The organism is Miniimonas arenae (assembly GCF_006351005.1).
In the GTDB taxonomy this organism is placed as follows: Bacteria; Actinomycetota; Actinomycetes; order Actinomycetales; family Beutenbergiaceae; genus Miniimonas; species Miniimonas arenae.
Map to the genome: position 1 here is coordinate 39,875 of NZ_VENP01000011.1, position 21,413 is coordinate 61,287.

Here is a 21,413-nt window from a genome sequence, read left to right on the forward strand (position 1 = left end):
GACGTCAAGATATCTTACGTCGTCGGGCCCACCGACGGCGAACCGGCTCGCCCAGCATGCCCGCCGTCCCGCGCCTGCACCACCCGCCGCAGCAGCACCAGCAGGGCTCCGCCGACGGCCACGACGGCGAGCACGAGCAGCCAGTCGGCCGCCGTCGGCACCTCGAGCAGGAAGAAGTCCCGTGCGAGCGGCACGTACGGCGCGCCGACGCCGGCCGCGGCGAGCACCGCGACCATCGCGGCCTTCCACCACGCGAACCGGCCCTGGTAGGCCACGACGATGACGAGCCCGAGTCCCGTCGCGCTGAGGGTCGCCAGCGTGCGGGCCGTCGTCTCGCCGTCGTGCGCGGGGTCGCGGGTGGCCAGGTACACGCCCATCGCGGCGACGGCGACGAGCAGGCCGGCCGGCAGCGCGAACGAGAGCACCCGGCGCAGGAAGCCCGGCACGTACCGCTCCTGCGAGGGCGGCAGCGAGAGCAGGAACCCGGGGATGCCGATCGTGAGCGCGGAGACCAGCGTGAGGTGGCGCGGCAGGAAGGGGTAGCCGATCGGCACGGCGAGGGTCGCGAGCACCGTCACGACGGCGAGCACGGTCGAGTAGGCGGTCTTGACGAGGAAGAACGTCGCCACCCGCTCCATGTTGGCGATGACCCGCCGGCCCTGCGCCAGGACGCCGGGCAGGGTGGCGAACCGGCCGTCGAGCAGCACGATCCGGGACACGGCCTTGGTGGCGCGCGCGCCCTCGCCCATCGCGATGCCGAGGTCAGCCGTCTTGATCGCGAGCGCGTCGTTCACGCCGTCGCCGGTCATCGCGACCGTGCGGCCCTGCGCCTGCAGCGCCTCGACGATGCCGACCTTCTGCTCGGGCGTGACCCGCCCGAGCACGGGCGCGTCCTGCAGCGCGTCGCCGAGGGCGGCCACGTCGTCGGGCAGCGTGCGGGCGTCCGTGCCCGGCACGTCGACCCCCGGCCCGAGCAGCTCGACCTTCGTCGCGATGGCGCCGACCGTGTCGGCGTTGTCGCCGGAGATGACGTGCAGCGCGACGTCCTGCTCGCGGAAGTAGCCCAGCGTCGCCGACGCGTCGCCCCGGACGCGCTCGGCGAGCACCGCGAGCGCGGCGGGCACGACGGCGGGCATCGCCTCGTCGACGTCCGGCAGGCCCTCGGGGGCGCGGGACAGCAGCACGACCCGCGCACCCGCACCCGCCCGCTCGCGGGCGGCCGCGAGCGTTGCGCGGGCCAGGGCGTCCTCCCGGCCCGCGAGCACGACCTCGGGCGCCCCGAGGACCCAGGCCTCGCCGTCGGCGTCGAGCGCGGACCACTTGCGCGCCGAGGAGAACGGGACCGAGGCGCCCACGGCGGCGGGCACGATCGCGGATCCGGTCGTGCTCGCCCCGCTCGCCGCACCCGGCGCGGTGCCCGCCCTGGACCGCACGTGCTCGGCCAGGGCCGCGGCGGTCGCGTTCGCCCCCGGCTGCGCGCCGATCGCGGCGAGCACCGCGAGCACCCGGCGGTCCGGCTGCGCGGAGGTGGGCTCGCCGTCGGCGTCGAGCACGAGGAGCGCCTCGCACGCGACGGCGCCGTCCGTGATCGTGCCGGTCTTGTCCAGGCAGAGCACGTCGACCCGGGCCAGCACCTCGACCGCGGGCAGCTCCTGGACGAGGACGCCTCGCCGCGCGAGCAGCACGGCGGCGAGGGCGAAGTTGAGCGACACGAGCAGCACCAGGCCGTCGGGGATCATCCCGACGACCCCGGCCACGGACTGCACGACCGCGTCGCGCCACGTCCCGTTCGCGAGCGCCGCGTCCCATCCGCCGAGCGCGCGCAGCTGGCTGAGCCCGAGCAGCACGGCCATCGGCACGATGATCCACGAGACGACGCGCAGCACGCGGCGCACCCCCGCCTGCAGCTCGGAGGAGGCGAGGGAGTAGCGCTTGGCGGCGGCCGTCACCTTCTGCGCGTAGGAGTCGGCACCGACCCGGACGGCACGCACGGTCGCGGCCCCGGCGACCACGGACGAGCCCGAGAGCACCTCCTCGCCCGTGCCGCGGCGCACCGGACGGGACTCGCCGGTGAGCAGGGACTCGTCGAGCTCGAGCCCACGGGTCTGCAGGACCTCCGCGTCCACCGGGACCTGGTCGCCCGCGGCGATCTCGAGCACGTCGTCGAGCACGACGTGCCCGACGGCGACCTCCCGCACCTGCCCGTCGCGCAGCGCCCGCGCGGTGGGTGCGTCGAGCACCGCGAGCTGGTCGAGGGTGCGCTTCGCGCGGTACTCGGTGACGACGCCCACGAGCGTGTTGACGACCAGCACGAGGCCGAACAGCGCGTCCTGCCAGCGGCCGGTGAGGAGGACGAGCACGAACGCCGTGCCGAGCATGGCGTTGAACAGGGTGAGGGTGTTCGCCCGGAGGATGTCCGCGAGGCTGCGCGACGTGGCGTCGTCGGCGCGGTTGACCTGACCCGCGGCGACCCGCTGCGCGACCTCGGCCTCGGTGAGCCCGACGAGGGTCGCCGTCGTCACGCCGGCCACCCCTGCTCCGCGGCGAGGCGGAGGTCCCCGGGCGCGTCGAGCACCGCGATCGCCTCGACGTGGTGGGTGTGCGGGAAGAGGTCGTAGGCCTGCAGGTCGCTCAGCACGTAGCCGCGGGCGACGGCGCGGGCCGCGTCCCGCGCCAGCGCGGCGGGGTCGCACGCTACGTAGACGATGCGCCGCGGGCGCAGCGCGGTCAGGGCGTCGACCACGCCGCGACCGGCGCCGACCCGGGGCGGGTCGAGCACCACGACGTCGGGTCGCACGTCAGCGAGCAGGCCGCGCGTCCCGGGCGCCCGGGTCTGCGCGTCGGCCCTCGTCCGGCCGCCGCGCCCCGAGCGGCCCCGCGCGCCGCGGCCGCCGCCCTCGCCTCGACCTCGGGGCGCGTGGCCGTCGGCGGCCTGCGCGAGCAGGTGGTCGACGTCGCCCTCGACGAGCCGCACCCACGGGTGGGCGCGCGCGTTGCGCCGGGCGTAGCGTGCGCCGTCGCCGGCCCCCTCGACGGCGACCACGACGCCGGACTCCCCCACCGCGTCCGCGAGCGGGAGCGTGAGCAGGCCGGCGCCGGAGTAGAGCTCGAGGACGTGCTCGCCCTCGCGCAGGTCCGCCGCGGTCAGCACGCGCTCGGCCAGCAGGCTCGGCGCCTGGGGGTGCACCTGCCAGAAGCCCGTGCCCGCGACGCGGAACTCGTACTCCCGGCTCGCGCCCGCGGGGTCGGTCACCGTCACGCGCTCGACGACGCCGGCCCGCACGCCCGGTCGGCCGGGCGCGGGCTCGCCGTCGACGTAGACCGCCAGGCCGTCGTGCGCCGCGACGACGTCGAGGCGGGTGCCCGGCGGCCAGGACTCCTCGAGCACGCCGGAGGAGCGGATCTGCTCGACGGCGAGCGGCATGTCCGGCACGGGCACGAGCGCGTGGCTGCGGTGGCGGTGCATCGCCGGGCGACCCTCGGCGTCGACGACGAGCTCGATGCGGGTGCGCGTGCCGAGCCCGCCGCGCGCCTCCTCGCCCGGCGCCGCGTGCACCGGCACGTCCGGCACCTCGAGGTGGCCGATGCGCCGCAGCGTGTCGGCGATGACGGTCGCCTTCCAGCGGCGCTGGGCCTCGAGCGTGAGGTGGCCGAGCTCGGCGCCGCCCACGCCGCCCGGCCCGGCCGGCGGCCACACGTGCGGCACCCGGTCCGGGGAGGGCTCGTGGACGCTGATCGCGTCACCGCGCCAGAACCGCGCGCCCTCGCCGGCGTCGGTGAGCCGGACGTCCACGAGCTCGCCCGGCGCGGCGTGCCGCACGAAGACGACGCGACCCTCGTGCCGGGCGACGACGTGCCCGCCGTGCGCCGGGGCGCCCGTGCGGACGCCGCGCAGCACGTGGCCGTCCTGGCTCACGAGCGCCCCCCGCGCAGGGGAGCCCCCGAGGAGGCCCGTGGGATGAGGGTCGGCATGGCGCGTTCGATCCGCGGCTCGCCGTGCTCGGCGAGCAGGTCGAGCGCGGTGGCGGCGATGTGGTCGTACGGGACGAGGACCGAGGAGAGCGGCACCGGCATCCGGCGGGAGAACGGGATGTCGTTGTAGCCCACGATCGCCACGTCCTGCCCCGGGACCTGGCCGGCCCGGTACGCGGCCGACATCACCCCGATGGCGAGGTTGTCGTTCGCGGCGAACACCGCCGTCGGTCGCTCTGCCGCGGGAAGGGCGAACAGTCGCTCGCCGGCGAGCACGCCGTCGTCCACGCCGTACGTCGGCGCGTGGCCGACGAGCTCGGCGGGCGCCTCGAGGCCGCGCTCGGTGAGGGCGCGCCTCGCCCCGGCCAGCCGCGATCGCGCGGTCGAGGTGAACGCGGGTCCTGCCACGACGGCGACGCGCTCGTGCCCGAGGTCGAGCAGGTGGCGCGTCGCGAGGTAGCCACCCGTCTCGTCGTCGCCGAGCGAGGACGCGCTCACGCCGTCGGTCCGCAGCACGAGGACGTGCGGGATCCCGCGCTCGCGCAGCGACGCGGGGAGGGAGTCGTCGAAGCGCGCCGTCGCCAGCACGAGGCCGTCGACGTTGCGGTCGAGCAGCGTCTCGGTGGCGCGCGCCTCGTCCTGCGGGTCGTCACCGCTCGTCGCGACGACCGCCATGAAGCCGCGCGCTCGCGCGGCGCTCTCGACCGCCTCGTACATGACGGCCATCACGGTGTCGGACAGCCGCGGGACCAGCATGCCGATCGTCCCGGTCGCACCACGGCGCAGGCCGGCCGCGATCGCGTTGCGGCGGTAGCCCAGCTCGTCGGCGGCGCGGCGCACCCGGTCAGCGCTCGCCGAGCGCGACCGGGGCCCCCGTTCGTCCAGCACGCGGCTCGCGGTCGAGACGGACACCCCGGCTGCGTCGGCGACGTCACGCAGCGTCACGACCTGTCGTTCGAACGCCACGTCCACCCCCGGTTCGGTCTGGCCTGCACCCGCCATCCTTCCATCCGCTCGGCCACGCCGCCGCGCCACCATCGCGCCGGCGACCCGGGAACGATCCGTGGCAGACGCAGGGTTGACCTGTGATCGGGACGGGGGGCATACTTGCAATCGTTCCCGTGAACGATTGCACGTTGATCCCGACAAGGAGAAGAACAATGACGTTGGACATGCGCGGCATCAACCCGGCCCCCGTGACGCCCTTCACCCGCGACGGTGCGGTGGACGTCGAGGCCATCCACCGCCTCGGCGGCTACCTGGGCTCCCTGCCCTACGTGAAGAGCCTCATCGTGCTGGGCCACGCGGGCGAGGGCACGTTCCTCACCCAGGCCGAGCAGGTGCAGGTGATCGAGGAGTTCGTGGCGTCCACCGACGGGCGCGTCCCGGTCATCGCGGGCATCACCGGCGAGGGCACGGCCGTCGCCGTCGAGGAGTCGCGCCGCGCGGTCGCCGCGGGCGCCGCCGCCGGGCTCATCTACCCCTCGCACGGCTGGCTGCGCTTCGGCTTCCAGAAGGGCGCCCCGCAGGACCGCTACAAGGCGATCTACGAGGAGGCAGGCCTGCCCAGCATCCTCTTCCAGTACCCGGACGTCACCAAGGCGTCCTACGACCTCGAGACCCAGCTCGAGATCGCCGGCCAGGAGGGTGTGTTCGCCACCAAGAACGGCGTGCGGAACATGAAGCGGTGGGACACCGAGATCCCGATCCTCCGCGAGACCTACCCCGACCTGCAGATCCTCTCCTGCCACGACGAGTACCTGCTGCACACGGCGTTCGACGTGGACGGCTTCCTCGTCGGCTACGGCAACATGGCGTCGGAGCTGCTGAACGAGCTGCTCGAGGCCGGCAAGGCGCAGGACTACGCCGCGGCGAAGGCCGTGCACACCAAGCTCTTCCCGCTCACCCAGGCCGTGTACCACCGCGGCTCGCACATGGAGGGCACCGTGGCCCTCAAGGAGGCGCTGGTCGCCCGCGGCATCCTCGAGCACGCGACCGTCCGCTCGCCGCTCCTCCCGCTCGCCGAGGGCGCGCACGAGGAGATCGCGGCCGCGCTGGCGTTCGCGGGCCTCGGCCAGGCGGTCGTCCCCGCCTGATCGGCCCACACAGATCTCCCGGCCGCGCGGCTCACCCCCGCGCGGCCGGGACGCCCCGCTCCCCCGACGTTCCCGTTCCTCCCCCAGGGTGCCGGCCCACCCGCAGGCCTACGGCGTCTCGACGCCGCCATCGAAGGAGATGACCCGCGTTGTCCGGCACCCCGACGGGCGGCCCCGTGCGCCCCCGTCCCACCACCCCCGCTCCCACCCCGTTCCCGCGGCCGCTCGCGGTCGCCAGGGGGTGGCGGCGATGATCTGGCTCCACCTGCTCATCCTGCTCGGCGCCATCGCGATCGGCGCCAAGGTCGGCGGCATCGGCATCGGGTTCGCGGGGGGCCTCGGCGTCCTGCTGCTCGGCCTCACGGGCGCCACGGTCTCGCTCGACGACCTGCCCCTCACCGTCGTGGCGTTCATCATGGTGGTGATCGTCGCCGTCGCCGCCATGCAGGTCGCCGGCGGCATGGACTACCTCGTCGATCTCGCCGACCGAGTGCTGCGGGCCAACCCCAAACGACTCACCGTGCTCGGTCCGGTCGTCATCTACCTGCTCACGCTCACCGCCAGCACCGGTCAGGCGTCCTTCGCGACGATGCCGGTGATCGTGGAGGCAAGGAGAACGACGTCCGCCCGCAGCGCGCCCTCACGATCGGCGTCGCGGCCTCGCTCGTCGCGATCACCGCCTCCCCGATCTCAGCGTCCGTCCTGTTCATGTCCTCCCTCCTGGAGGACGGGGACACGGGCTGGGACTACCTGCTCCTGCTCGCCATCGTGATGCCAGCGACACTGCTCGCGGTCCTCGCGACCTCGGTGCTCTACCTCGTCTGGGACCGCGCGCGGGGCCGCACCGCGCTGTCGACGCTGCCCGAGTACGCCGAGCGTCTGCGCACCGGTGAGGCGCGGCCTCCGCAGCCGCACGAGGCGCGCGACCTGCCGCCCGGCGCCCGACGCTCGGTGGTGATCTTCGTCGTCGGACTCGTCGCGGTGCTCACCTACGCGGTCCTCACGAGCGAGCGGGTCGGCCTCGTCGACCCGCCCGCGATGAACGGCGCGGCGGCTCGCGTCGCGGCCATGCTGACCGTCGCCCTGGCGATCCTCGTGCTGTGCCGCGGGGACGTGAAAGAGATCCCGTCGGCCTCGACCTTCAAGGTCGGCATGACGGCGTGCACGTGCATCCTCGGCGTGGCCTGGCTCGGCTCGACCTTTGTCAACAACCACAGCGAGCTCATCGGCGAGCTGGCGGGCGATGCACTGGTGCAGTGGCCGTGGCTGCTCGCCGTCGTCATGATCCTTGCCTCGTCGCTGCTCTACTCCCAGGCCGCGACGGCGCAGGCGCTGATGCCGACCGCGCTCGCCCTCGGCGTCGCGCCGGCTGCGATCGTGGCGGCGTTCCCCGCCACCTCCGGCATGTTCATCCTGCCGACCTACCCGACCCTCCTGGCCGCCGCCGAGCTCGACGACACCGGTTCCACGCGGCTCGGCCGCCACGTGTTCGACCACCCGTTCCTCGTTCCGGGCCTGATCGTGGCCGGGCTGTCCGTGACGCTGTCGTTCGTCTTCGCGGGCCTGTACGGGGCGTGACGCGGCGACCTCCGGGAACTGGCCCTTGACGGCGGCCTCGACGCGCCCGCACACTTGCAATCGTTCCCGGGAACGTTCCTTATCGAACGTCCCTCGCGGTCATGCACCCCGTGACCACTCGTCCGAGCCTTCCCGTCGACGTCGACCCGCGGCAGAGTTGCCGCTACGGAGGACCCCATGCACGACACGACCCGTCCCACCGGCACCGTCGCCCCAGCGGCCGTCCGCGCAGACCCGCTCCCCCAGACGGTCGCGGGCCCGCCCGCGCCAGAGCGGCAGGCAGCCGCGTCCACCGCAGTGCCGAGCGCCACGGGCGAGACGACCACCACCGGTCGTCGCTCCTTCGTCCGGCTGCTGCGGATGGCCGGCCCCGCATTCGTAGTCGGCTGCTGGGGCTTCGGCCCCGGCAACCTCACCACGTCGATCCAGGCCGGCTCCGGCTTCGGGTACCAGCTCGTCTGGGTCGTCGTGGCGGCGACGATCCTCATGCTCACGCTGACCGACATGAGTGTCCGCATCGGCATCAAGTCCCCCGTCTCGCTGCTCACCGCGGTCAAGCAGCGGCTCGGCACCTGGGTGGGCTACCTCGCCGGCTGCGCCGTGTTCGTCATCACGCTGATGTTCTCCGTCGGCAACGCGGTCGGGTCCGGCCTGGCCCTCTCGATGCTCTTCGGCGGCGCGCCGGTGTTCTGGTCCGTCGTGTGCACGCTCGCCGTCGCCGTCGTGCTCGTGCTGCGCAACGTCTACGGCGTGATGGAGCGGGTGATGATCGTCGCGATGGCGCTCATGGCCCTCGCGTTCGTGCTGTCGGCGGTGCTCGCCCGACCGGACTGGTGGCTCGCCGTCGAGGGCCTCGTCCCGCGCGTCCCGGAGGGCTCCACGACCATCGTCATCGCCCTCATCGGCACCTGTCTCTCGGCGAACGCCGCCTTCTACAGCGCCTACGGGACGCGCGAGCGTCGGCGGACGGAGTCGCAGTACCGCGACATCACCGTCGCCGACACGGTGCCCGGCATCGTCGCGCCCGGCGTCATGACGGCCCTCGTGATCCTCGTGGCGGCCAAGGTGTTCGACGGTCCCGGCGAGATCGCCTCGACGATCGGTCAGCTCTCCTCCGTGTTCGAGCCGCTCGCCGGCAGCGTGGGCACCTGGGTCTTCTCTCTCGGCTTCTTCGCGGCGGCGTTCTCCGCGATGACCGCCAACGCGACCGCCGGCGGCACGATGCTCTCCGACGCGCTCGGGAAGGGCGCCTCCGCGTCCACGAAGGCCGCCCGCATCTTCTCCGGCGTCATCCTCACCGTGGGTCTCGTCGTCACCGCCATCTTCCAGGCCTCGCCGGTGCAGCTCATCGTGATCGCGCAGTCCCTCACCGTGCTCACCGCGCCGGTGCTGTGCTTCCTGCTCGTCTACATGGCGACGAAGGCGGAGTTCATGGGCCGACTCCGGGACCGGTGGTGGCAGGTCGCGCTCGGCGCCGTGGCCTTCGTGGTGCTCGGGGTGTTCTGGGTCCAGCTCGTGATCGGGCTCGTCTCGTGACCGGCCTCCTCGCGTGATCCCCGGCCGACGGCGAAGGCCCCGCCGTCCCTGACGGCGCACGCCCGGGCTCGATCCTGACCGAGACCCTTGAACCCGCACGGGTCCGGGGGTCTGGGCGCGTCGGCCGAGATCCGCCTGGCCCTGGGCGATGTCGGCGGCGCGTGGCACGCTCGACCCACGCCCCCGCCCCGGGGTGAGCACGTCCCCCTCGGACCCGCACCCGTCACTTTCGAGGAGCCCCCATGAGCCTGGACAGCACCACCCGCGCCGACCTCCCCACCGGGACGACCGGACGCACGATCGTCGTCCTCGAGCCCGGTGCCCGCGGCGAGGGCGAGGGGCTTCTGCGGGACGTCACCGGCATCCGCGTGCAGCGCGTGGGCGATGCGCCGCCGGGCTCCGTCCCGGGCGAGGACGCCTACCTCGACCAGCTCGGCATCGCGATCCTCGCGGCGGATCCCGACCAGGTCAGCGCCCTGGGCGCGGCCGCCGCCGGAACCGAGCTCCCCGTGCGCTCCTGCGAGCCAGAGGTCTACGTCCGTGCGCTGGGCCAGCACACCGCCGCGGTCTCGGCCGACGAGACCTACCTCGCGGAGGAGCCGGGCACCGACCCGGCCACGCTCTGGGCGGACTCGCCGAACGCGACGTGGGGCATCCAGGCCGTGCACGCCGCGCCGCCCGCCGGAAGCCGCGCGCCCTGGGCCGGCTCCGGGATCACGGTCGCGGTGCTGGACACCGGAGTCGATCTCGGCCACCCCGACCTGGCCGGGGTCGTCGTCGCCCACCAGAGCTTCGTCGACGGCGAGGAGGTGCACGACGGGCTGGGCCACGGCACGCACGTGGCGGGCACGATCGCCGGCGCGCACACGCCGCCGGGCGGGCAGCGCCGGTTCTCGGTCGCCCCCTCGGCGCGCCTCGCCGTCGGCAAGGTGCTCTCGAACGAGGGGTCGGGGTCCTCGGGCGGCGTGCTGGCGGGCATCAACTGGGCCGTCTCGCTCGGAGCGCCGGTCATCTCGATGTCGCTCGGCTCGGCCGTCGCCAAGGGCGAGACCTACCTGCAGTACTACGAGGCCGCCGCCCAGGCCGCGCTCGACGCGGGCTGCCTCATCGTCGCGGCCGCGGGCAACGAGGGGTACATGCCGGTCGGCTCACCCGCCAACTGCCCGAGCGTGATGGCCGTGGCCGCGCTCGACCGGGCGCTGCTGCGGGCGTCCTTCTCGTGCGTCGCGCTCAACGGCGACGGCGGCGAGGTGAACATCGCCGCGCCGGGGGTCGACGTCTACTCCTCCTACCCGGTGGCTCGGGGGTCCTACGCCTACCTCTCGGGCACGAGCATGGCGACGCCGCACGTGTCCGGGGTCGCCGCCGTGTACGCGCGGGCCACCGGGCTGCGCGGGCGCGAGCTGTGGGCGCGGGTGGTCGAGACCGCGCGGGGGACCGGGCAGGACGCGATGCTCGTCGGCGCCGGCTGCGCCACGGTGCCCACCCGGCCGCCGGCCTGAGGATCGGGCGCGGCCCGGGGGTGAGCAGTCGTCGACGGCAGGCCGACCCGGGGTGAGAATGGAGGCATGTCCGGCTCCACGCCGCTGCACCGTCGCACCCACCACGCCCCCGAGCGCCCCGAGCGCCCCGAGCGCCAGGCCGTCGTGGTGACGATCACCGGTCGCCCGCTGAGCACGACGCTGCCCGCGCTCGAGGAGTGCGGGCTCGCCGTCACCTCGGTGCTCGATCAGCTCGGGATCGTGCTGGGGCGAGCCGACACCCCGACCCGCGAACGGCTGGACCTGCTTCCGGGCGTGCACGTCGAGGCCGAGCAGGCGGTGCAGCTGCCACCGCCGGACTCGCTCCTGCAGTAGCCGGGCCGGTCGTGGTCGACCGGGTCGCCTCGGCGGCTCACTCCTGCGGGCCGCCGGTCCGCCACTGGACGACCGGCTCGTCCCACCGCGACTCGTCCGCGCCGTCGCTCGCGGAGTCCAGCTGCCAGGGCACCGAAGCCACCACGACGCCGGGCGTGAACAGCAGACGGCTCTTGAGCCGCAGGGCGCTCTGGTTGTGCAGGATCTGCTCCCACCAGTGCCCCACCACGTACTCCGGCACGTAGACGACCACGAGGTCGCGCGGTGAGGTGCTGCGCAGCGACTTCACGTAGTCCAGCACCGGGCGGGTGATCTCGCGGTAGGGCGAGTCCAGCACGGTGAGCGGGATCGGGATCTCCTTGTCGACCCAGTCGGCGCGCAGCCGCTCGACGTCCTCCGGGTCGACCCCGACCGTGATGGCTTCGAGCGAGGACGGGCGGGTCGCTCGCGCGTACGCGATGGCCCGCATCGTCGGCTTGTGCACCCGCGAGATGAGCACGACCGCCTGGACCCGGGACGGCAGCGCACGCGCGGCGCTCACGTCGTCGAGCTCGAGCTCCGCGCGCACCCGGTCGTAGTGCTTGGCGATGCCGCGCATCGCGACGAAGAGGATCGCCATGAGGACGAGGGTGATCCAGGCGCCGCGGGTGAACTTCGTGACGAGGACGATGACGAGCACGACGCCGGTGAGCCCCAGCCCGAACGCGTTCACCGCGCGCGAGCGGACCATCCGCGACCGGACTCGGGCATCGACCTCGGTGCGCAGCGCGCGCGTCCAGTGCCGCACCATGCCGAGCTGACTCATCGTGAAGCTGATGAAGACGCCCACGATGTAGAGCTGGATGAGCCGCGTGACCGAGGCGTCGAAGATGATGACGAGCGCGATCGCGGCGGCCGCGAGGGCGATGATGCCGTTGGAGAACGCGAGGCGGTCACCCCGGGTGTGCAGCTGCCGCGGCAGGAGCCCGTCCCGCGCGAGGATCGAGCCCAGCACGGGAAACCCGTTGAACGCCGTGTTCGCCGCGAGGACGAGGATGAGGCCGGTGACCGCCGTCACGAAGTAGAACAGCACCGGGGTGTGGTGGAACACCGCGTCGGCGATCTGCCCGATGACGGGGTGCTGCTCGTACCCCTCGGGGAGCGCCCGACCACCGTCGGTCATCTGCTCGTGCGGGTTCTCGGCGAAGACGACGCCCGTGGCCCGGGCGAGGAAGAGGATGGCGGCGATCATGGTCACCGAGATGAGACCCAGCAGCAGGAGGGTCGTCGCGGCGTTGCGCGACTTCGGCTTCTTGAACGCCGGAACCCCGTTGCTGATCGCCTCGACACCCGTCAGCGCCGCGCAGCCGGAGGAGAAGGCCCGGGCCAGCAGCATCGCTCCGCCGATGCCGACGAGGCCCTGCTCGAACCCGGGCTCGGCCACCAGCTCGAAACCCGCGCTCTCGGCCAGCGTGAGACTGCCGGTGAAGTACTGCACGGTGCCCCACACCGCCATCAGCCCCATCGCGAACATGAACAGGTACACCGGGACGGCGAAGAACGCCCCCGACTCCCGCACGCCGCGCAAATTCATGAGGGTGAGGAGCACGATGGCGCCCACCGCGATGGCGGCCTCGTAGCCGTTCACCGACGGGACGATCGCCGACAGGTACTGCGCGGCCTGGGAGATCGAGACCGCCACCGTCATGACGTAGTCCACGAGCAGCGCGCTCGCGACGCTGATGCCCGCGTTGCGGCCGAGGTTCGTCGTCGCAACCTCGTAGTCCCCGCCACCCGAGGGGTAGGCGTGCACCGTCTGGCGGTAGGACGCGACCACCGTGAGGAGGACGACGGCGACGGCGAGCCCGATCCAGGGCGACAGGAGGTAGGAGGTGACGCCCGCGATCGAGAGCGTCAGCAGGATCTCGTCCGGCGCGTAGGCGACTGAGGACAGCGCGTCCGAGGCGAAGACGGGCAGCGCGATGCGCTTGGGCAGCAGCGTGTGGCCCAGCGCGTCGCTGGACATCGGGCGCCCGAGGAGGACGCGCTTGGCGCCGTCGAGGATTCCTGGCACGGGTCGACATGCTAGGCGCGTGTAGCGTCTGACGCGTGCACGTCGTCATCATGGGTGCGGGCCGCGTGGGCGTCATGCTCGCGGAGACGCTCGAGAACCAGGGCCACTCGGTGGCCGTCATCGACTCCAACCCCGAGGCGTTCCGCCGGCTCCCGGCCGACTTCTCCGGACGACGCGTCACCGGCATGGGGTTCGACCGGGACGCCCTGACCCAGGCCGGCATCGACGAGGCCTACGCGTTCGCCGCGGTGTCCAACGGCGACAACTCCAACATCCTCGCCGCCCGCGTGGTGCGCGAGACCTTCGGCGTCGACAACGTGGTCGCGCGGATCTACGACGCCGGCCGCGCCGAGATGTACTCGCGGCTCGGCATCCCGACCGTCGCCACCGTGCGGTGGACGGTGGACCAGATGCTGCGTCGCCTGCTGCCGGCCCGTGAGATGACCGAGTACACCGACTCCTCGGGGAAGGTCGCGCTCGTGGAGATGTCGCTGCACGCGGGCTGGATCGGCGTGCCCGTGGCTCGCCTCGAGCAGGCGTCGGGCGCCCGGGTCGCCTTCCTCACCCGCTGGGGCGCCGGCATGCTCCTCACCCCCGAGTCCGTGGTGCAGGAGAACGACGTCGCGCACGTGCTGTGTGCGCCGTCGTCCGCGAACGCCGTCCAGCGCGTGCTCGCCACGCCGCCGCGCAAGGAGGAGTCATGAAGGCTGTCATCGCCGGTGCCGGCAGTGTCGGCCGGTCCATCGCCCGCGAGCTGCTCGGGCACGGCCACGACGTCACGCTCATCGACCGCAACCCCGCCGCGATGCGCGTGGCCAGCGTGTCGCGCGCCCGCTGGCTGCTCGGGGACGCGTGCGAGATGGCGACCCTGGAGCAGGCGGGCCTGGAGGACTGCGACGTCGTCGTGGCGGCGACGGGCGACGACAAGGTGAACCTCGTGCTGTCGCTCATCGCCCGGACGGAGTTCGCGGTGCCGCGCACCGTCGCGCGCGTGAACAACCCGAAGAACGAGTGGATGTTCGACGAGACGTGGGGTGTGGACGTCCCTGTCTCGACGCCGCGGATCATGACGGCGCTCGTCGAGGAGGCCGTCAGCGTGGGGGACCTCGTCAAGCTCTTCGAGCTGCAGTCCTCCGGTGCGGGGATGTACGAGGTCGCACTCCCCGACAGCTCCCCGCTCGTGGGGCGCCGCGTCGGTGAGGTGGCCTGGCCGCTCGACGTGGTGCTCGCCACCATCATCCGCAGCAACCACCCGATCCCGCCGAGCCCGGACGACGCCCTGGAGGGCGGGGACCAGCTGCTGTTCGTGGTGGCCGACAAGGTCGACGCGCACCTCAGTCCCGACGGGACGCCCGTGCAGCAGCTCCAGCGTGTCCTGGACGCCGGACCAGCAGCCACGTCAGCCACAGCACCAGCGCCCACAGCGGCAGCCCCATGACGAGCCGGGCCGTGCCGAGCCAGGCGACCTCGCCGCCGAGGTAGAGCGGCAGCTGGACGGCCAGGCGCAGCACGAACGCGGCGAACCAGAGCCACGTGGCGATCGTGTAGCGGCGCATCGCCTGCGGGTCGCGCCGCCACGAGGAGTCCAGCACGGGCGGAGCCGGCTCGCCCGGTTCGACGGCGGCACCCGCCTCGGTCCGTGCGTCGACCGGGGCCTTGGGCGCCAGGCCGAGCGCGCTCACCACGATCCCCACCAGCGGCCAGCGCACCGCGAGGGAGATCCCCACGCCGAGCGCGAACGCGGCGTTCGTGAGCAGGCCCCACGCGAAGTAGTTCTCGGCGTCGCCCGAGCGCCAGGCCCAGAAGGCGCCGATCCCGACGCCGAGCACGCCGCCGAGCGCGTACGTCACCGGGCTACGACGCACCAGCCGCGCGACGACGGCGATCGCCGCGACGGCGAGCGAGGCCAGGACAGGCGGTCGCACCTCGTTCGTGACGACGAAGACGACGACGAAGACGAACCCGGGCGCGACCGACTCGATCAGCCCGCGCCACCCGCCGACGGCCTCCTCGAGCGAGAAGCCCTCGCCGCCGAGCGCCCGCAGGCCCTGCGCGCGCGCGACGTCCGGCGCCAGCTCGCGAGCGGTCGCGGGCACGACGGCGGGAGTCACCGCGGGCGCGACGGCGGGACCGGCGTGGGACACGCCGTCGGGAGCGGCGGGCCTGGCAACAGGGGGCGTGGCGGCGGGCGAGGCGTCCGGCCCAGCGTCTGGTGCGGTGGGGGCGGCGCCGTCGACGCGGTCCCGCGCCGCGTCGCTCACCCGGCACCCGGCCTGGTGGCGATGAGGTCGTAGCGCGGGTTGAACATCAGCAGGCGCGCCTGGCGCGCCTCGCCGCGCGCCACCATGCCGGTGGCGAGCAGCCGCCGGCCGGGCACGATCCCGGGCACGTCGCGGCGTCCCGTCCAGCACAGCTCGATCGAGCCGGTGCCGTCGAACAGCTCCGCGCGCAGCGCCGTCGTCGAGCCCACCGGCGCGTACGTCACGGAGCGCAGCACGCCGGCCACACGGCTGCGGTGGCGCGGCTGGAGGGCGGCGATGTCCTCGGTCTGGTACCGCTCGACCCAGCTGCGCTGCTCCGATGCCTGGAGCTCGGCGTGGCTGGCGAGCCAGCCGACGCGGGCCGAGGTCGCCCCCACCTCAGCGCACCTCGGTGATCTCGGGACCGCGGCGGAGCAGGTCCGGCTGCGCGGGCGCCGGCTCGGCGGGCGCCGGCCGGCCGGGCATCGTGAGGGTGAGCAGCTCGCTCGGCGGCTTGGCCTCGCTGCCGCGCACCACGACCACCTCGGAGAAGTACTGCTCCATCTGCGTCGCGGCCGCGCGGTCGGCGAGGGCTGCCCCGGTGAGCACGCCGCGCAGGAACCAGCGCGGTCCGTCCACGCCGAGGAACCGGGCCGGCCGGCGTGCCACGTTGCCGGCCTGGTCCCGCACCGGGAGCAGCGCGAGCAGCTCGGCGCCGAACGGGCCCTTGGCCTCCTGCACCGAACCGCCCTGGGCCGTGATCTGCGCGGCGATCTGGCCGCGGATCTCGTCCCAGATGCCCGCAGTGCGCGGTGCGGCGAACGCCTGCAGCTGCAGGTTGGACTGGCCGATCGTCACGTTGGCCGCCATGACGCGCTTGGACTGGCGGTCCAGCTCCATCCGCAGCGCCATCCCGTTGCGGCCGGGGATGCGCAGCGCGCCGAGGTCCACGCGGCCGGGGCGGTCGTCGGCGTCGGCGACGTCCCACGGGCCACGCTCGCCGGCGGGCACCGCCTCGGGCGAGAGCGTGGCCTCGCCGGCGTCGGCCTCGCCGTCGTCCGGGGTGGCCTCGCCGTCGGCCGCCTCGGCAGCCGGCTCGGGCGCTGTCTCCTCCGCCTCGCGGCGGCGTCGACCGAACAGAGCCATCAGGAGTCCTCTCCGGCGGGGACGAACCCGCCCGTGGAACCGAAACCGCCCGTCCCGCGGACGGTCTCGGGCAGGTCCTGTGCGACCTGCCAGCGTGCGTGCGCCACGCGCTGCAGCACGAGCTGGGCGATCCGGTCGCCCCGCTCGAGCGTGACCGCGCGGTCACGTGACGTGTTGACGAGCACGACGGCGACCTCGCCGCGGTAGTCCGCGTCGATCGTGCCGGGTGCGTTGAGCACGGTGACCCCGTGCCGCGCGGCCAGGCCGGAGCGGGGGTGCACCAGCGCGACGAACCCCCGCGGCACCGCCAGCGCGAGCCCCGTGGGCACGGTGGCACGCTCACCCGGCTCGAGGGTCACGGCGACCCGTGCGCGCAGGTCCGCACCCGCGTCGAACCGGTGCGCATAGGTGGGCGGCTCGATGCCGTCGTCGAGGATCTTGATCGCGACGTCGACCTCCTCGGGGCCCTCCCCGGGCGCTCCCGCCATGCCGTCGTGCGTCACCCGGCCACTCTACCTGCGCGTCTGCACGGCCCCGGCGCCGTGGCAGGCTTGGACACATGCCCCCCGCTGTCGAGTCCGCCGACGTGTTCGTGGAGCGTCAGTGGCCCTCCGCGGGGGCCTGGGTGCTCGCACCGTTCGGGGGTCTGCTGGCGGGGCTCGTGGTCTTCCCGCTCTCGGAGGTGACCGCCCTGGCGACCGCGATCGTGGTGACCGCCACCATCGTGCTGCTGCTGGCCCGGACCGCCGACCGCGTCAGCGTGAGCGACGGCACCGACCCGGGCCTGCGCGCCGGCCGCGCGTTCCTGGACGCGTGGCACATCGGCGAGGTGCGCGCGCTCGACGCCGAGGCGACCCGGCACGTCCTGGGGCCGGGTGCGGACGCGCGCGCCTACCTCGCGCACCGCGGCTGGATCCGCACCGCCGTGCAGGTCGAGGTGCGCGACGACGCGGACCCGACGCCGTACTGGGTCGTCTCCTCCCGGCGCGCGGACGAGCTGGCACGCGCGCTGCAGGCGATCCGTCCACCCGTCGCCTGACGGCACTCAGGCCGGGTCCGCGGTCGAAGGACGACCGCGCCGAGACGACGACGGCCCCCGGCTGGAGCCGGGGGCCGTGCTGTCGCTGAGGGTCGGATCAGGCGGCGCACTCCGCGCAGACCGCTCCGACCGAGTCGCTGAACGCGAGCTGGCTGCGGTGGTGCACGAGGAAGCACCGCGTGCACGTGAACTCGTCCGCCTGCCGCGGAAGGACGCGGACGGTGATCTCCTCACCGGACAGGTCGGCGCCGGGCAGCTCGAACCCCTCGGCGGCCTCGGTCTCGTCCTCGTCCACCACGGCCGAGGTCTTCTCGTTGCGGCGGGCCTTCAGCTCCTCGAGGGAGTCCTCGTTGAGCTCTTCGTCGGTCTTGCGGGGGGCGTCGTAATCGGTCGCCATGGTGGGGCGTCACACTCCGTCTTCGTCGGGTGGTTGTCCACCCAGGGATTCACGTCGGGCCGGTTCGCCGACTCGGCGGGCAGGTCGAGCGGGGTGATTGTGCACCAAACGAGACCCGACCGCACGCGGCCCGCCCTCCGGGGTGTCGCCGACCGGGATCGGCCGACGGCTCCACGGGGCCGGACACTGCGCCTAACGCACGCAACCCCGCGGTTGTTCCCGGTCTCGCGAGGCAGTCGAGACGGCTGAGGACGACGTCGCGACCGACCGTGCCGCGTCGCCGCCGCGCAAGCCCTCGGACCGCGTCGAGATGGTCCGGAGGCGGCCACACTCCGCACCGGGTCCCACGGTCCTCGCGTGCCAGGTGGCACCCTGGGGGCAGAAGGAGGCCACATGCGTGAGCTACAGCTCGAGAGCCTGCACGCCGACGGCGAGCACCTGGTCCTCGTCGACGGCGAGGGGCAGCGCTACCTGCTCGTGATCGACGAGCCCCTGCGCGTCGCCGTGCGGCGGGACCGCCCGCACCTGGAGGCGCTGCGCGCAGCCGAGCGCAGCCCGCTGTCCCCTCGGGAGATCCAGGCACGGATCCGCGCGGGCGCGAGCGTCGAGGAGGTCGCCGCCGCGGGCGGCGTCGCCCTCGAGGCGGTGCGCCGGTTCGAGGGTCCGGTGCAGGCGGAACGCACGTGGATCGTGCAGCAGACGCGCGCCCTGGCGATCGGTCACGAGGTGGGCGCGCCCACGCTCGGGGACCTCGTGCTGGACCGGCTCGCCGCCCGTGGCGTGGAGTCCGAGGCCGAGTGGGACGCCCTGCGCCGAGCCGGCGAGCCGTGGGAGGTCAGCGTCACGTTCACCGCGGGCGCCGCGGTGCGCCGCGCCGCGTGGCACGTCGACCTCCAGGCCCGTTCGATCACCGCGCTCGACGACGAGAGCCGCTGGCTCTCCGAGACCGACCTCACCACGCGTCGCCCGCGCGGCGCGACGCCGTTCGACGTCGAGGCTGGCGAGCACCGCCGCGGCGCCGATCTCGTGATCCGCGACCTGCGCGGCTCGGCCGGGTCGACGGGGTCGGCGGGACCAGCCGCGGCGGCCGGGTCAGGGGCCGACGGACCCTCCGTCGGGTCGACCGCCGGCCCGCAGCCCGGTGAGCGCGGGCGCTCGACGCACGGCGCGGCAACCGCCGAGGACGTGCCCGGTGCCGACCCCGCGGCGCACGCTGGCGCAGCGGACGACGCCGGCGCGGCCAGCGCGACGGACTCCCTGCTGGCCGAGCTGACGGCCCGCCGCGGGCGGCGCGGTCACGCTGCACGGGACGACGGCGCAGCGGACGACGGCGACGAGCGCGCCTCGAGCGGGGGCCTTCTCGAGCCGGGCGACCCGGACGTTCTCGGTGACTCGCGCTCCCCCGGGCTCGGCGGCACCGACGTCGACGCACCCGCCGAGGAGGGTCTCTTCCCGGTCCCACCGGTCCTCCGCCTGCGCCGTGCGGCCGCAGACTCCACCACCGGCGCCTCCGGGGCGGAGTCCGGGTCCGATGACACCGCGGCCACGGCTGAGGACCCGGCAGCGCCCGCCGCGCCCGCGCGGGGGAAGTCCCGCTCGCGGCGCACGTCGGTGCCGTCCTGGGACGAGATCGTGTTCGGGTCGCGCTCGGACTGACCGAACCGACCTCAGGTCCGGGTGACGAGCGCGGGGACGGCGAGCTCCGCCGTCGTGAGCGAGCCGTGCATCCCGACCAGCCGCAGCGACGCGGCGCTCTGGCTGCGCGAGTCGACGACCGCCGTCGTGCCCGTGAGGGCGACCACGAGGTCGCCGATCAGGGCGCGGTTGCGGTCGGCGACCGGGCCGAACAGCCCGCCGGCCGCTGCGTCAGCCCCGGTCAGCACCCACGCCCGCTCGCCCAGCGCCTCGGCCCAGCGCTCGTGCGCCGCGCCGATCTCGGCGCCGGGCTCGAGGTGCACGTGCAGCGCGCGCGGCTCGCCCGCCACGAGCACCACCTGCTCGCGCAGCGCCGGGGTCTCGGCGACGTCGAGGCGCTCGGTGACGTCGACCATGCCGTGGTCGGCCGTGACGAGCACGGTCGTCCCGCGCGGCGCCCGGCGCAGCAGCGTGCGCAGCCCCGCGTCGAGCGCGGCGAGCTCCTCGCCCCACTCGGGCGCCGCCCAGCCGCGCTGGTGCCCGACCGCGTCGAGCGCGCCCCAGTACAGGTAGACGAGGCCGGGTCGGCGCAGGGCGGTGAGCGTGGCCTCGACGGCGTCGTCCCACCGGTCGGCCGGCACGAACGTCGCGCCGCGCAGGGCCGCCGTGGTGAGCCCGGAGCCGGCGAACTTGGACTTGCCGATCGCCGTGGAGGCGCCCTCGAACCGCTCGAAGACGGTCGGCAGCGGCTGCCACGTGCGCGCGTCGGGCACGGGTGCACCCGGACCGGCGGTCCACGAGACGAGGTTGACGAGCTGATCGGCGGGGGGCAGCCCGAGCGCCGCCGCGTCGGGGCAGCGCAGCGAGTAGCCGAGCAGTCCCGTCTCGCCGGGGCTGCGCCCGGTACCGAACGAGCCGAGCGACGCCGCGGTCGTGCTGGGGTAGCCGGCGCTCGCGTGCGGTTCGCCCGCCGCGGCGGCGTCGGCGAGCATCCCGCGCAGCACGGGCGCGTGCCCCGCGCGTGCGGTGAGCGCCTCGGCGCCGAGCCCGTCGACGAGCACGACGACGGCGCGCTCCCCCGCGGAAAGGTCGAGCCCGGCGCCCGGCAGGTCGGGCAGGACGGCACCGAGCGAGCGCGCGACGTCCGGCAGCAGTCCGCGCAGCGGCCGCCGCGTGCCCGGCAGCTCGAGCCCGGCGGGTGGGTGCAGCTGCGGCGGGTCCGGCGCGGCGACCTCGGCGGCCGTGGGTCCGGTCACGTGCGTGCGGTCGCGGCGGACAGGGCGCGCGCGAACCCGAGCGCGGCACCCAGCGCCTCCTCGCCCTCGGCCTCGGCGCTGACCCGCACCACGAGGTCGTCCGGCGTGGCAGCGCCGGTCAGCCCGTGGTCGGCCTCGCACTGCGGATCCCCGCACGTCGCGGGCTCGAGGTCGATGCGCTGGACGGCACCCCAGCCCAGGGACATCGTGAGGTCGCGCCGGCGGGAGACGCCGTCGTGCTGGGCGGGGTCGGTGAAGCCCTGGGTGATGACGACCGAGCGCACCTCACGCAGGGGCACGGCCTCGGTGCTCGCGAGGGCCTGCGCCTCGCCGTCGAGCGTGTGGTCGTCGACGTGCGCCACGATCAGCCGGTGCGGCGTGAGCACGAGGGCGGTGAGGTGACGGCGCACCTCGGCGTCGTCGAACGTCGTCTCGGGCTGCAGGAGGTGGGCGACCACCTCCTCACCGGCGAGCGCGACGTCGATGACGTCCGCGACGAGGTCCGGGTAGTACCCGCACCGGTGCAGGTCCTGCACGAGGTCGGTTGAGGTGGGTCGGCGCACCGCGACATTGTTCCATCCCGGGCCGCCCCGCGGGCGATGCCCACAG

General features: G+C 74.4%; 19 protein-coding genes and 1 pseudogene. 9 read left to right on the forward strand and 11 right to left on the reverse strand.

Going from position 1 to position 21,413, the window contains the following annotated elements; genetic code table 11:
• Window positions 1–14: 14 nt before the first annotated feature.
• The 3 genes from FH969_RS04665 to FH969_RS04675 are packed head-to-tail and all read right to left on the reverse strand — an operon-like array spanning window position 15 to window position 4,974.
• A complete protein-coding gene (locus FH969_RS04665; protein ID WP_108719890.1) occupies window positions 15–2,522 on the reverse strand; it encodes an HAD-IC family P-type ATPase in 2,508 nt (835 codons plus the stop codon).
• A complete protein-coding gene (locus FH969_RS04670; protein WP_234417649.1) occupies window positions 2,519–3,916 on the reverse strand; it encodes a class I SAM-dependent RNA methyltransferase in 1,398 nt (465 codons plus the stop codon). The genes FH969_RS04665 and FH969_RS04670 overlap by 4 nt, the downstream gene beginning before the upstream one ends.
• Entirely contained in the window at window positions 3,913–4,974 is a 1,062-nt protein-coding gene (locus FH969_RS04675) for a LacI family DNA-binding transcriptional regulator (protein WP_139986309.1), read from the reverse strand. Before FH969_RS04675 ends, FH969_RS04670 begins: the two co-directional genes overlap by 4 nt.
• Before the next feature lie 158 nt (window positions 4,975–5,132).
• On the opposite strand from FH969_RS04675, the gene FH969_RS04680 reads away from it, so the two are divergent.
• The 5 genes and pseudogenes from FH969_RS04680 (at window position 5,133) to FH969_RS04700 (ending at window position 11,038) form a co-directional block, all read left to right on the forward strand.
• On the forward strand, window positions 5,133–6,068 hold the full coding sequence (locus FH969_RS04680) for a dihydrodipicolinate synthase family protein (RefSeq protein ID WP_108717521.1): 936 nt from the start codon (window positions 5,133–5,135) through the stop codon (window positions 6,066–6,068).
• Between the two features lie 250 nt (window positions 6,069–6,318).
• Window positions 6,319–7,646 (forward strand): annotated as a pseudogene (locus tag FH969_RS04685) (anaerobic C4-dicarboxylate transporter family protein).
• A gap of 177 nt (window positions 7,647–7,823) precedes the next feature.
• Window positions 7,824–9,182, forward strand: coding sequence for an Nramp family divalent metal transporter (locus tag FH969_RS04690; RefSeq protein ID WP_139986310.1), 1,359 nt, complete (start codon window positions 7,824–7,826; stop codon window positions 9,180–9,182).
• Between the two features lie 242 nt (window positions 9,183–9,424).
• Entirely contained in the window at window positions 9,425–10,684 is a 1,260-nt protein-coding gene (locus FH969_RS04695) for a S8 family serine peptidase (RefSeq protein WP_139986311.1), read from the forward strand.
• A gap of 66 nt (window positions 10,685–10,750) precedes the next feature.
• Entirely contained in the window at window positions 10,751–11,038 is a 288-nt protein-coding gene (locus FH969_RS04700) for a hypothetical protein (RefSeq protein ID WP_139986312.1), read from the forward strand.
• Between the two features lie 37 nt (window positions 11,039–11,075).
• Here the strand turns inward: FH969_RS04700 and FH969_RS04705 are convergent, their stop codons facing one another.
• Entirely contained in the window at window positions 11,076–13,043 is a 1,968-nt protein-coding gene (locus FH969_RS04705; protein ID WP_139986328.1) for an APC family permease, read from the reverse strand.
• A 98-nt stretch (window positions 13,044–13,141) separates the two neighbouring features.
• On the opposite strand from FH969_RS04705, the gene FH969_RS04710 reads away from it, so the two are divergent.
• Complete coding sequence (locus FH969_RS04710) at window positions 13,142–13,795, forward strand: potassium channel family protein (RefSeq protein ID WP_108719893.1); 654 nt, start codon at window positions 13,142–13,144, stop codon at window positions 13,793–13,795.
• On the forward strand, window positions 13,792–14,529 hold the full coding sequence (locus FH969_RS04715; RefSeq protein WP_108717525.1) for a potassium channel family protein: 738 nt from the start codon (window positions 13,792–13,794) through the stop codon (window positions 14,527–14,529). The genes FH969_RS04710 and FH969_RS04715 overlap by 4 nt, the downstream gene beginning before the upstream one ends.
• Here the strand turns inward: FH969_RS04715 and FH969_RS04720 are convergent.
• The 4 genes from FH969_RS04720 to dut are packed head-to-tail and all read right to left on the reverse strand — an operon-like array spanning window position 14,426 to window position 16,965.
• On the reverse strand, window positions 14,426–15,352 hold the full coding sequence (locus tag FH969_RS04720) for a DUF3159 domain-containing protein (protein WP_246071706.1): 927 nt from the start codon (window positions 15,350–15,352) through the stop codon (window positions 14,426–14,428). The genes FH969_RS04715 and FH969_RS04720 overlap by 104 nt on opposite strands.
• Window positions 15,349–15,729: a single stranded DNA-binding domain-containing protein gene (locus tag FH969_RS04725; RefSeq protein WP_139986313.1), complete on the reverse strand. Its 381-nt coding sequence runs from the start codon at window positions 15,727–15,729 to the stop codon at window positions 15,349–15,351. Before FH969_RS04725 ends, FH969_RS04720 begins: the two co-directional genes overlap by 4 nt.
• A gap of 1 nt (window position 15,730) precedes the next feature.
• Window positions 15,731–16,477: a DUF3710 domain-containing protein gene (locus FH969_RS04730; protein ID WP_139986314.1), complete on the reverse strand. Its 747-nt coding sequence runs from the start codon at window positions 16,475–16,477 to the stop codon at window positions 15,731–15,733.
• Window positions 16,477–16,965 (reverse strand): dUTP diphosphatase, encoded by a 489-nt coding sequence (gene dut, locus FH969_RS04735; protein WP_139986329.1) that lies wholly within the window; start codon window positions 16,963–16,965, stop codon window positions 16,477–16,479. Before dut ends, FH969_RS04730 begins: the two co-directional genes overlap by 1 nt.
• Window positions 16,966–17,036: 71 nt before the next feature.
• On the opposite strand from dut, the gene FH969_RS04740 reads away from it, so the two are divergent.
• Window positions 17,037–17,516 (forward strand): DUF3093 domain-containing protein, encoded by a 480-nt coding sequence (locus FH969_RS04740; RefSeq protein WP_139986315.1) that lies wholly within the window; start codon window positions 17,037–17,039, stop codon window positions 17,514–17,516.
• Between the two features lie 97 nt (window positions 17,517–17,613).
• On the opposite strand, the gene FH969_RS04745 is transcribed toward FH969_RS04740, so the two are convergent.
• A complete protein-coding gene (locus FH969_RS04745; RefSeq protein ID WP_108717529.1) occupies window positions 17,614–17,913 on the reverse strand; it encodes a DUF4193 domain-containing protein in 300 nt (99 codons plus the stop codon).
• 393 nt (window positions 17,914–18,306) lie between these two features.
• On the opposite strand from FH969_RS04745, the gene sepH reads away from it, so the two are divergent.
• Window positions 18,307–19,569 (forward strand): septation protein SepH, encoded by a 1,263-nt coding sequence (gene sepH, locus FH969_RS04750; protein ID WP_139986316.1) that lies wholly within the window; start codon window positions 18,307–18,309, stop codon window positions 19,567–19,569.
• 11 nt (window positions 19,570–19,580) lie between these two features.
• Here sepH and FH969_RS04755 read toward each other — a convergent pair whose 3' ends face one another.
• Window positions 19,581–20,804 carry an alkaline phosphatase family protein gene (locus FH969_RS04755; RefSeq protein WP_246071707.1) on the reverse strand — a complete coding sequence of 408 codons (1,224 nt, stop codon included), beginning with the start codon at window positions 20,802–20,804 and terminating at the stop codon, window positions 19,581–19,583.
• Window positions 20,801–21,367: a DUF5998 family protein gene (locus FH969_RS04760; RefSeq protein WP_108717531.1), complete on the reverse strand. Its 567-nt coding sequence runs from the start codon at window positions 21,365–21,367 to the stop codon at window positions 20,801–20,803. The genes FH969_RS04755 and FH969_RS04760 overlap by 4 nt, the downstream gene beginning before the upstream one ends.
• Window positions 21,368–21,413 lie beyond the last annotated feature (46 nt).